At 42.4% G+C, this 12,551-nt stretch carries 7 protein-coding genes; all 7 read left to right on the forward strand.

Annotated features, from left to right (window positions below; all coding sequences use genetic code 11):
- Window positions 1–286 precede the first annotated feature (286 nt).
- The 7 genes from DXB15_RS02150 (at window position 287) to DXB15_RS02175 (ending at window position 12,493) form a co-directional block, all read left to right on the forward strand.
- Entirely contained in the window at window positions 287–1,222 is a 936-nt protein-coding gene (locus DXB15_RS02150) for an AraC family transcriptional regulator (RefSeq protein WP_109214666.1), read from the forward strand.
- Window positions 1,223–1,333: 111 nt separating this feature from the next.
- A complete protein-coding gene (locus DXB15_RS02155; protein WP_118701878.1) occupies window positions 1,334–6,472 on the forward strand; it encodes a DNRLRE domain-containing protein in 5,139 nt (1,712 codons plus the stop codon).
- Between the two features lie 169 nt (window positions 6,473–6,641).
- Entirely contained in the window at window positions 6,642–7,232 is a 591-nt protein-coding gene (locus DXB15_RS02160) for a 50S ribosomal protein L25 (protein ID WP_118701879.1), read from the forward strand.
- A gap of 16 nt (window positions 7,233–7,248) precedes the next feature.
- A complete protein-coding gene (locus tag DXB15_RS16870; RefSeq protein ID WP_158582171.1) occupies window positions 7,249–7,398 on the forward strand; it encodes a hypothetical protein in 150 nt (49 codons plus the stop codon).
- 118 nt (window positions 7,399–7,516) lie between these two features.
- The gene (hcp, locus tag DXB15_RS02165; RefSeq protein WP_109214669.1) at window positions 7,517–9,232 is read left to right on the forward strand and encodes a hydroxylamine reductase; all 1,716 of its coding nucleotides are present in this window, start codon (window positions 7,517–7,519) and stop codon (window positions 9,230–9,232) included.
- A 169-nt stretch (window positions 9,233–9,401) separates the two neighbouring features.
- Entirely contained in the window at window positions 9,402–10,820 is a 1,419-nt protein-coding gene (locus DXB15_RS02170; protein ID WP_158582172.1) for a sigma 54-interacting transcriptional regulator, read from the forward strand.
- A 221-nt stretch (window positions 10,821–11,041) separates the two neighbouring features.
- Window positions 11,042–12,493 carry a 4-hydroxyphenylacetate 3-hydroxylase family protein gene (locus DXB15_RS02175; protein WP_118701881.1) on the forward strand — a complete coding sequence of 484 codons (1,452 nt, stop codon included), beginning with the start codon at window positions 11,042–11,044 and terminating at the stop codon, window positions 12,491–12,493.
- The last annotated feature ends 58 nt before the right edge of the window (window positions 12,494–12,551 follow it).

Below are 12,551 nucleotides of genomic sequence, written 5' to 3' on the forward strand. Positions count from 1 at the left end.
ACATGGAAGAAAATGCAAACTTCCATGTGCTTTTTTTGTTTGAAAAATGGCAGAAAATACAAAAAAAGTCCTCTTAAATTGTGCATATTCCATGGAATATAATAAAACCAGAAAGAAACACAGAACAGAAAATGGAAGAAAACGTAAAAAACTGTGTGGGATAGAAGTATAATAAAAAATCAGAGTTGTTACAATCAGATTATGTAAATGCTGAAGATGAAAACGAATATTTGTGAGCAGCAAATGGAAAGCGAATGAGAGACAGGTATTCGTCTTTGGAGGAATTATGAAAAATCATCTGGAAAAAGAAAATGTGGAATTTCGCTATTATGAAATGCCACAGGGAATGCCGGTTTTGCCGCTGCTTGGAGAAAAATGGATTACACGCTATGGAGCAGATCCCATGCATTTTCACAATTATCTGGAACTTGGATATTGTTATTCGGGAAAAGGTGTCATGCATTTTGGCGATGAACTTGTATCATATCGGGCGGGAACCGTTATTGTGATTCCAAGAAACTTTCCGCATCGAACAGAGGGCGAAGACAATAACCTGCAGAAATGGGAATATCTGTATGTGGACAGTGAAAAATTTCTGAAAGAACAGTTTTTAAACAGAGGCAGGATGGCAGAGGAACTGATCGCACGACTGCACAGCAGGATGTTCGTGATCACAAAAGAGATGGATCTGAAAGTCGGAAAGCAGATGCTGATTCTGCTGGATGAACTGCGGGAGAAGAATGAATTTTATACGGATTCCGTAAATGGAGCCCTTCTGTCGCTGCTTTTGATGATCATCCGGTTCAATCCGGGAGACCGGGAGCAGGAGCCGATGACGTATCACAACCGATATCTGGCAGATATTTTAAAAACAGTGGAATATATGGATGCTCATTACAAAGAAGAAATCCGCATTGAGAATCTGACGCAGCTCAGTCACTTAAGCGAGACGCATTTCCGGAGAAAATTCAGCGAATACATGAAAATCACACCGGGAGACTATATCAACCTGCTTCGGGTAAAAAAAGCATGTGAGCTGCTTCGTTATACGGATTGCAGTATTGGTGATGCGGGAATCCAGGCAGGATTCCGGACAGACAGTGCATTTATAAGAAATTTCCGTAAATTTGTCGGGACAACACCAAGAGAATGGCGCAAACAATCGGGAAAAGAAATCGATAATCCGATGAATTATAACATTTCCGTGTTGAAAGGATGGTGAAAAGAGGAACAGGAAAAGGACTTTGCCGAAAGAAGGGAGTTTTTAATTTGGGGTACAGGCAGTATAGGCGGAGGGGAAAATCTGCATGAGTTAAGAAAAAGGAGGAGAACCATGAATAAAAATCGTAAGAGATATTCAAAGAAAACAGGGATAAGAGCAATGGCACTTTCCATAGCTGCGGCAATGGCCGTTACCCTGTATCCGATCCCGGCATTTGCCGTGGAAAACGGACAGGCAGCAGAGCAGACAAAGGTACAGGATAAAACCGGAGGAAACATTCATGATTATGGAAAATCGGGAGATGATCCGACGACACCGGATGTGGATGAATCTGCAGTTGTAGCTAACAGTGATGTGTTAAAATCTGCACAGTATCAGGAATCAACCAAATATGAATTGAAAGTAAATGGTACACCTGTTTCTGTTTATAAATATCAGAAGCAGGAGAATCCAGGTCAATTTTATCATATGGATGTAGCAAGATTTTCTTCGGATGATGCAGAACCGGTATTTGAGATTACCTTGAAAGACGGTTCTACGATTGACAGTGTTTATGTCAGTCCGGAAAGATATTATCCGCAGGATTCTTTTGAAATCAGTGCAGATAAAAAGACGGTAAAATTTAAAATGTCAAATGGTCTGCGTTATTGCATCGTTAATATCAACGGAAGCATCAATGATACCAGTGGAAAACCGCAGCTGGCAATCATCAACGATCCGACAGAGACGAACAAACCGGATGTGGCAGCAACCAATGTGCTGAATTTCAAAGAATTTGCAGAAAAATATCTGCAGGAACATCCGATTACGGATACGGTGGGGGAAGTTTGTACGGAGGCCGGAACTGTTACAGACACATCTATGAATGATGGAAAAGAGTATACATGGTCTTATGGACAGGGAGTATTTCAGGATTATAATGCAAAACAGGTTGTGTTCCCGAATAAGCGTGCACGGCAGAAGAATGATGTGTCTGAAGCATTTCAGGCTGCATTGGAAGAAGTAAAAAACAGTGATACACTGGATACGATTTATTTCCCGGCAGGTACTTATCTTTGGTCAGGTTTATCGATTAAAAATTGGGATGGAAATGGCAAAGACGGGAAGTTAAATATTTATCTGGATGAGGACGCATTGCTTGTCAACCGTCTGCAGGAATGTACACAGGCGATGGAGCCGGCCATCGGCATCTGGGATTCTTCCAATATCACAATTTCAGGTCGTGGTATCATCGATGGACAGGGTACTTATGGATATACCTGGGATCAGGCACATGCAAGACTGAGTGGACATCAGGGAGGAAGTATGGTAGTTCGCTCACAGGATATTACCTTTAACGATACCTATGTTCGTGATGTAAAGCAATGGAACTGGGAATGCCATACAGTAAAAGATATTACATACAATAATATTAAGGGCTTATCTCCGTTCCAGCATTCCTGGGTAGATGGACTTGATCTGACCAGTGGACAGGGAATTACCGTAAATGGTGCGATCACAATGGGAAATGATGATACGTTTGCATCCGGACATTATAATCCAAGTAATGAGTTCCCGGAAAGACAGCTATGGGGAAAAGATTTGAATAATCTGTCCACAGAAGATCAGAATATCGCTGCTGCAGCCGCTATTTATAATAAAGACCGCCTGAACTGGGATACCGATGATACGACAGATGTGAATATCAATGATACACTTGGATGGAGTACGTTTGCCAACGCAATCCGTCTGGGTCATAATACCCATTTTAAAGCGGATGGCGGCAGCTATCAGTTGCGGGATTATACATTTAATAATGTGAATACCCTGCATGTGACAGGATATGGAACAAATGGTGGCGGTGGTGCACTGAGTATTCAGAATGGAACGAATAAAGGAAATCCGAATTATGAGAACCTTGTATTTAATAACTGTTCTTTTACTGCAAATAACGGAAATAATTCCGCCAATATTCCGAATACGAATGATCTGACTATGTTTAACCCGAAAAATGTGACCTTTAAGGATTGCTGGTTTAAAGATGCAGACACACCGTTTTCATTCAAAAACATTGACAATGTAACGATTGATAATCTGTATCTGGGCGGAAAGCTGGTAGAGTATGATTCACAGGTTGATCTGACAGTTGCAGACAGTGTGAAAAACTTTACATTCCTTGCAAACGGTGAAAATATTAAGAAAAATGAGGCACCGGTATTTGAAAATCTGGACGATGAGCCATTTAATGTGAAAGCCGGTGAGAAAGTTTCTTTCCGGTTAAAAGCAACAGATCCTGAAAATGATAAGGTAACCTTATCTGCGGTCAGTGCGCTCCCGAAAGGCGCATCCTTTGATGCCGAAACTGGCACATTTACATGGGAAACCTCTGACAGTGACAGCGGACGGAGAGAAATTACGTTTAAGGCATTGGATGAGTACGGAGCTTTTTCAGAGAAAACGGTTACTGTCAATATTGAAGCCGGTGAGGTAAAGCTGGTAAAGATTACAGCAACAGAGGATACATATCTGGCAGGTTGGAAAACAGAAAAAAATACAACCTATTCAGACAATGACTATCTGCGTGTTCTTCGAATGGCAAATGCAAAGTCTGATCCGGAAAAGTATGGATTATTCGGTGAAAGGATAACAGATACTTCCGATGGAAGTGATGGAAAAATCAGTGTTCTAAAATTTAATGTATCAGACCTGAAAAAAAATCTTAAGAATCTGGATAAAGCGGAATTGGAACTTACCCTGATTAACAGACGCAGTAATAGTTCAACAGGAACAGATCGGCTGATGGTTGTTCCGGTGTCCGGAGAATGGGATGCGAAGAAGGCAACCTGGAATACACATCCGGAGTGGGATACGGAAAAAGCTGTTTACTCAGAAGAATTTCAGGTTGATAAAAACAGTGAAGTGAAAAATAATGTTGCTATTACTGACTCAAACTATGATGGAACAAAAGCAATCGTAGATGTGACAGAACTTATCAAAAATATGGATGATGCCGAAAATACACTTTCTCTGGCTGTATGTGATGAGAATGGCTATGAACTGGCATTTGCAAGTACCGAAGGCGCAGCAAAACTGGATGCAGAGAAGGAAGCGGCTCCTGTCATCCGTGCAACTGTGAAAAATGTTATCGGAAAAGATGCAGAAGTATCCAGAACCGTCGTATCTCAGGATACATTTGCAGGCAGCTGGAGCGGAGATCAGACAGCAGACTTTGGCGCAAAGAATTTCCTGCGTACTTCTTACGGAACAGATTCGAAAGGAACATTGGGAACCGCAGGTGGAAGTGACAATAAAGTTACATATCTGAAATTTGATGTGTCACAGATTGATCTTACTCAGGTTGACCGTGTAAAATTACAGATGACTTTACTGGGTGTACGCCACAATGAAGCTGCTAATCTGGATGCACAGCTTCAGATTGCCATGGCAGAGAATACAGACTGGACAGAAAATACTCTGAACTGGAAAACGAAACCTGCAATTCTGGAAGAAAATGGAGTAATTACTTCAGAAGAATTTAACCTTGGAAAGATTGTAAGCGATGATCCGGCACTGATCAGTACACCGAATGGTACAATAGCAACAGCAGATGTTACATCATTAGTTGCAGCGGCAAAAGCAGCCGGTCAGGACAGTATCACGCTGGCTGTAAATATGGTTGGCAAACAGGTCGACAAGGCAAATCGTATTTTCTTTGTAAGTAAAGAAGGGGCAAAATCTTATGCAAATGCAGAAAATATGGCTCCGGTACTGGTAAGTACAAAGACAGTAGCCGTTTCCGGAATTAAAGTAAATGCACCGACAAAGACAGTATATGATCTGGGTGAATCACTTGACACAACCGGTATGACAGTTACTGCTTCTTATGAAGACGGAACAGAAGATGTTGTAGATTTGTCCAAAGTAATCGTAACTGGTTTTGACAGCAGTAAAGTAGCAGAGAAACAGACAGTTACTGTAAAATATGCAGGAAAGACAGCGACATTCGATGTAGAGATCAGAAATGTTACATTAGAAAATGCAAAAACTGCAGCAAGTAAAGAAATTACTGATTATGCAACTGCTCAGAAAGAAGCAATCAAAAATCTGAAAGGTTTAAGCGAAGAAGAAATTACAGCTTATAACGAGAAAGTAGAGAAAGCAGCTGATGCAGCAATTGCAAAAGTCAATGAAGCAGCAACAACTACAGATGTAGATCAAGCAGCGGCAGATGCAAAGACTGCAGTAGATGCACTTGTAAAAGAAGCAACAGAAGTTTCAGAGAAGAATATTGCGGCTGCGGAAGCAGAGGCAAAACTGAAAGCAGCAAAAGAAGAAGCTGTAAAAGCAGTAACCGAAAAAGCTACCGCTATCACAGCAGAAATCGAAAAGCTTGCAAACTTAAGTGCAGATCAGAGATCCACATACGAAGCAGATGTTGAATCTGCAGTAGCAGCAGCGAAGGAAGCAATCAATGCAGCAACAACGACGGAAGAAGTAGCAGAGACACAGAAAGAAGCAGAGACATCTCTGGATGAGGTGTTTACAGCTGCAAAGAATGCTGATAAGAAAGCAGAACCAACCCCAGATCCGAAGCCGGTACACAAAGACGGACTTTCTGATGAGAAGGATGCAGACGGAAACTGGTATTACTACAAAGATAACAAGATTGCAACAACTGTAACTACCGTAGCGAAAAACAAAAACGGCTGGTGGAGAGTGGTCAACGGTAAGGTAGACTTCAGCTGCAACAGTGTCGAGAAGAACGAAAACGGCTGGTGGTACATCCGTGGAGGAAAAGTAGACTTTAATTACACAGGAATAGCAAAAAATGCAAACGGCTGGTGGAGAATCGTTAACGGTAAGGTAGATTTCAACTGCAATAGCGTAGAGAAAAACGAAAACGGCTGGTGGTACATCCGAGGAGGAAAAGTAGACTTTAGTTACACCGGAGTAGCAAAAAATGTAAATGGCTGGTGGAGAATTGTCAATGGTAAAGTTGATTTCAACTGCAACAGCGTGGAGAAAAACCATAACGGCTGGTGGTACATCCGAGGAGGAAAAGTAGACTTTAGTTATACCGGAGTAGCAAAAAATGCAAATGGCTGGTGGAGAATCGAAAACGGAAAAGTAAACTTCAATTTCCGCGGAATTGCACACAATGAGAACGGTTACTGGTATCTGTCCGGCGGAAAAGTTGATTTTTCCAAAAACGGAACGGTCAAAGTACAGGGCAAGACTTATCGTGTAGTAAACGGTAAAATCAAATTTTAACAGGGAACCGTTAAATAATTACCAAAAATAATGCAAATATTTTTACAATTTTGGTTAATCTGTTTCTGCTATACCTGCTATAATTGCGTTGTAACAAATAAGGAACTACTTAACAAAACCTCTTTGTAGAAGGCTGCTAAGCAATTCAGATTTTTGGAGGAAAAGATAAATGAATACTTTAAAAGCTGAAAAAAGAAGCATGGATGTCAAAGCAAAGAAACTCAGAAGAGAAGGATTCGTAACAGGTAACCTGTTCGGTAAAGAAATCGAAGGCTCTGTTCCGTTGAAGATGAACAAGATGGAAGTAGAACGTCTGTTGAAAACAGATCACAAAGGAAGCCAGATTATGCTGAATGTAGAAGGACAGGATTACGATGTTCTGATCAAAGAGGTAGATTATAATTCAATGAAACGTTGCGTTGATGAGATTGATTTCCAGGCACTGGTAAGTACCGAGAAAGTTCATTCTACAGCAGCAGTTGTAATTGAGAACCGTGAAAAAGTCCTGGAAGGTGCTCTGCAGGAGTGCTTAGAGGAAATCGAATACAAAGCGTTACCGGCAGCATTAGTTGATCACGTAAATGTTGATGTAGCAGGCATGAAAGTCGGCGATGTTATCCGTGTCAAAGATCTTGAGATTTCTAAAAACCCGGATATCGATGTTCACACAGATCCGGAAGCAATCGTTGTCATGGTTGATGCAATCAGAAACAGCATCCCGGAGGATGAGGAAGCTGACGAGGAAGCAGCCGAAGCATAAAAGCAGAAATGCTTTTATGAGAATTGAAAAAAGTATGAGAAGCGGAATCACAGAGTTAAGCGCTGTGGTTCCGTTTTTTGTTGAAAAAAATTTGTTAAGGAAAAGGTGTGGTTCAGAAAACGATAAATATCAGATGGGGGATTCAATTTTAAGGAAAAATGCATAAAATTTGAGCAAACCATGCATCTTAAATGGAGTGAGAACTGTTCGATTATTTAATTGCAATATAATTTATGTAAAAGAAAGACAGTTCTAAACGGATTAAGATGATTGGAGGAATTGTCATGCAGAATAATATGGAACTTGGATACGAAATGTTTTGCTATCAGTGTGAGCAGACTGCAAACGGAAAAGGCTGTACCCGACAGGGCGTGTGCGGAAAGACACCGGAGATTGCCAACTTGCAGGATCTGCTCATTTTTCAGTTAAAAGGCATCAGCTGCTATGGAAAAATACTGTTGGATCAGGGAGAAAAACTGGATAAAGGTGTGATCTCTTTTATTGAAAACTGTCTGTTTACCACGCTGACTAATGTAAATTTTGATTCGGAAGTGCATGTAAAACTTCTGAAAGAGGCGCAGAAGATCAAAGATGAACTGCGCCAGCAGATCGGAGGAGTTGCAACGGAAAACATCTATATGTCTTATCGTTTGCCACAGGAAAAAAGTGAAATGCTGCGCACCGCAGAGGTTGCCGGAATCATGTATGATCAGGATCTGGATGAAGATATCCGTTCTTTGCGCCAACTGATCATTTATGGGTTAAAAGGAATCAGTGCTTATGGACATCAGGCCCGGGAATTAGGTTATTTTAGTGATGCAGTGGATGATTTTTATGTGGAAGCATTGTCGGCTGTGACGGATGATAACATGACGGTGGAAGAATTGATCCGTCTTTCTATGAAAGCCGGAGAGATGGCGCTTGCAGTAATGAAGACACTGGATGAGGCAAACACACAGACTTATGGAAATCCAACGCCACATGCAGTATCAACAACGCTGAAAGCAGGCCCTTTCATTATTGTTTCCGGACACGATTTTCATGATCTGGAAATGCTGTTGCAGCAAAGCGCAGGAACCGGCGTGAATATTTATACTCATGGAGAAATGCTTCCGGGACACGGCTATGAAGGCTTGAAAAAATATCCGCATCTCATCGGAAACTTTGGCGGAGCGTGGCAGGATCAGCAGAAACAATTCGATAATCTTCCGGGATGTATTCTGATGACAACAAATTGTCTGATGCGTCCGCGGGAAAGTTACAAAGACCGTATTTACAGTACGAATGTCGTTGGATGGGACGGTGTCAAATATATCGGAAAAAATGCAAACGGCGAGAAAGATTTCAGTGAGATCATCCGTCAGGCGTTGGAACTGGGCGGCTATTCCGAAGATCAGGATGTAAAACCAATAGAACCGTCGGATTGCCCAAGTTGTCATCTGTCATCTGAACTTTTGACAGGTTTTGCGCATGAAGCAACTTTAAGCCATGCCGGAGAGATCGTACAGGCAGTCAAAGACGGAAAAATCCGACATTTCTTCCTGATCGGCGGCTGTGACGGTGCCAGACCGGGGCGGAATTACTATACAGAGTTTGCAGAACTGGTGCCGGAGGATTGTGTGATCCTGACGCTTGCCTGTGGAAAGTACCGGTTTAATAAAATTGATTTTGGAACGGTGGCAGGCCTTCCGCGTCTGCTGGATGTGGGACAGTGCAACGATGCATATTCCGCGGTACGGATCGCCACAGCACTGGCGGATGCTTTCGATACAGATGTCAACAGTCTGCCGTTGTCGCTGATCCTGTCCTGGTATGAGCAGAAAGCGGTAGCGGTTTTGCTTGCGTTATTAAGTCTTGGGATCAAGAATATTTACCTTGGTCCGATCCTGCCGGCATTTTTAAGTCCGAATGTGGTGCAGTATCTGGTGGATACGTTCCAGCTTCATCTGATCAGCAATGCTGAAGATGATATAAAAACCTGTCTGAAACAGGAATTGTAGGTTGCAGGTTCAGGTGTGAGAAGGAAAATAGTTGAAAAAATGCATGTAAACCAGTAAGTCTTGACTAAAAAAAGTGAAAAAATTGCTTCTGCATATTGTAAAAATGCAAAAAATCATTTACTATAAAGATTAGTTGATGCATTTTTGCAATTTTATAAGGAGCAAAAATATGAATTTGCAGGAAAAAGATTCCGGAAATCTCCAGGTGGAAGATTATCTGGAAGCAGTTTTGGACAATTTTCATGACGGTATTTATATTACAGACAGGGAAGCGAATACGGTGTATCTGAATCACAGTTACGAGCTGATCAGTGGTCTGAGAAAATCCGAAATGATTGGGAAAAACATGAAAGATCTGGTGGAAGCCGGCGTAGTATCCATGAGTGGTACACTTTCTGTGCTGCAAAGCGGAGAGTCTGTGACCAGTGAGCAGATTTTCCGAACCGGAAAGCGGGCAGTCATCACAAGTACACCGATTTTTGATGGCGATGACAAAACGAATCTGGTTATGGTGGTGACACTGGTTCGTGAGATTACAGAAATCTATTCCATCCGAAAGGAATTGCAGCGAAAGGAGCAGCAGAATCGTCAGTATATGCAGGAATTGGAGCGTATGCGCAAGGAACTGGACGGAGATGTGGAGCTGGTTGCGGTGGCAGAACCGAGTAGAAAACTGCTGGAATTTGCCCGAAAAATGGCGCAGGTGGATCTGCCGGTACTGCTTTATGGAGAAAACGGCTGCGGTAAATTCCGATTGGCAAAATATATCCATGCACATTCTGACCGGACAGAAGCTGCGTTTTTACGTCTGAATTTTTCTGCTGTGCCGAAAAATGATCTGGAGACTTATCTGTTTGGAACACCGGGAAATGCAGAGCATGAGCCGCAGATCGGCTTGTTGGAAAGTGCGGAAGGCGGAACGTTATATATCGAAGAACTGGCAGAGATACCAGAAGATATTCAGGGAGATCTGCTGACAGTACTCCGGGATGGATGCTGCGTGATGAAAGAAGGATATTTGCAGAAACTGAATATCCGGATGATCGCCGGCAGTAAGTATTCTGTGCAGCAGTTAGAGCAGATGACAAGTGTTAATAATTTGCTGTTGCAGCAGTTTTCACTGTTTTCCATGGAGGTGCTTCCGTTGCGGGAACGCAGGGAGGACATCATTCCGCTACTTGATTTCTTCCTGAACCAGTACAATTATAAAACCGGACAGAACAAGCAGTTTGATCGGGAAAGTTACCAGTGTCTGAACGATTATCCGTGGCCGGGAAATATTCAGGAACTGAAAAATCTGGTGCAGAGGGCAGCAATCATCAGCACCGGTGATGTGATCCGGGCACAGGATCTGTTTATGCATGATCGGCTTGAAAAAGTGGAGCAGAAGCAGGAAAGCTATCGGGATCAGGTAGATCTGAAAATGGAGGTTGCCAGATTTGAAGCCGGGTATCTGGATCATGCGTTTTCCAGATTTGGAAATATCCGTGAAGCGGCAGCGAGCCTTGGAATGGACAGTTCTACTTTTGTCCGGAAACGGCAAAAATATGAGCAATTGGGCTTGATGAAAAGCCAGAAAAAGAAATAATGAGAAAACGTTAAAATTGCGTTTTTACAGCACTAAGGACTGCTGTTTGTGCATATTGTACAGAAATATATGCACAGACGGCAGTCTTTATTTTAAAATTGCAAAATATTTTGTGAATCTGCATAATTGCAAAAATACATATAATGGTGTATAATTGCATCATAACATAAAAATGATGCAAAAATGCAATTAAATCAACGAGAAAATGGGAGGAACAAAAAATGGCACTTATGACTGGTGAACAGTACATCGAGAGTATCCGCAAAATGAACATGGAGATCTACATGTTCGGTGAGAAGGTAGAGAATCCGGTAGACAATCCGATTCTTCGTCCGTCATTAAATTCTGTAAGAATGACTTATGATCTGGCTCAGGATCCGGAGTATCAGGATCTGATGGTTGTTACATCTCCGTTTACAGGCGAGAAGATCAACCGTTTCACACATATCCATCAGAGCACAGAAGATCTGAAAAACAAAGTAAAAATGCAGAGACTGTGTGGTCAGAAAACCGCAGCCTGTTTCCAGCGTTGTGTAGGAATGGATGCGTTCAACGCAGAGTTTTCCACAACATATGAAATCGATAAAAAATATGGTACATCTTACCATGAGAACTTCAAAAAATTCATGAACTACTGTGCAACCAACGATTTAACCGTAGACGGTGCTATGACAGATCCGAAAGGTGATCGTTCCAAAGCACCTCACGCACAGGAAGATCCGGATATGTACTTACGTGTTGTTGAGCGCCGCCCGGATGGTATCGTAGTTCGTGGTGCAAAAGCACATCAGACAGGTATCTGTAACTCACACGAAGTAATCGTTATGCCGACTATCGCTATGGGACCGGATGACAAAGATTACGCAGTATCTTTCGCAGTACCGGTTGATTCCGAAGGTATCTTCATGATCATCGGACGTCAGTCCTGTGATACAAGAAAACTGGAAGGCACACAGATGGATGTCGGAAACTCCGAGTTCGGTGGTGTAGAAGCTTTGGTTATCTTCGAAGACGTATTCGTACCAAACGATCGTATCTTCATGAATGGTGAGACAGAGTTCGCTGGAATGTTAGTAGAGCGTTTCGCTGGTTACCATCGTCAGTCTTACGGCGGATGTAAAGTTGGTGTAGGTGATGTCCTGATCGGTGCAGCAGCAGTTGCAGCTGAGTACAACGGTGTTGCAAAAGCTTCCGCAGTAAAAGATAAACTCATCGAGATGACTCACTTAAACGAGACATTATACTGCTGTGGTCTTGCTTGCTCCACAGAGGGAACAGCTACAGAGTCTGGCGCATATATCATCAACCTGCTTCTTGCAAACGTATGTAAACAGAACGTTACACGTTTCCCATATGAAATCGTTCGTCTGGCAGAGGATATCGCAGGTGGTCTGATGGTTACAGCTCCATCTGAGAAAGATTTCCGCGATGAGAAACTTGGCAAATACATTGACAAATACTTCAGAGGTGTTGCTGATGTAACAACAGAGAATCGTCTGAAAATCCTTCGTCTCATTGAGAACCTTTCTCTTGGTACAGCAGCAGTTGGATATCGTACAGAGTCCATGCATGGTGCAGGTTCTCCGCAGGCACAGCGTATCATGATCGCACGTCAGGGTAACTTAGGCGCTAAGAAACAGCTTGCAAAAGCAATCGCACATATCGAGGAGTAATATCAGATGGGAGATGACTCCCACCTCTATAGGGACGCCACTGAAAAAGTGGTCGTAA

It is taken from the genome of Roseburia sp. OM02-15 (assembly GCF_003481835.1).
GTDB classification, from domain to species: domain Bacteria; phylum Bacillota; class Clostridia; order Lachnospirales; family Lachnospiraceae; genus Eubacterium_I; species Eubacterium_I ramulus_A.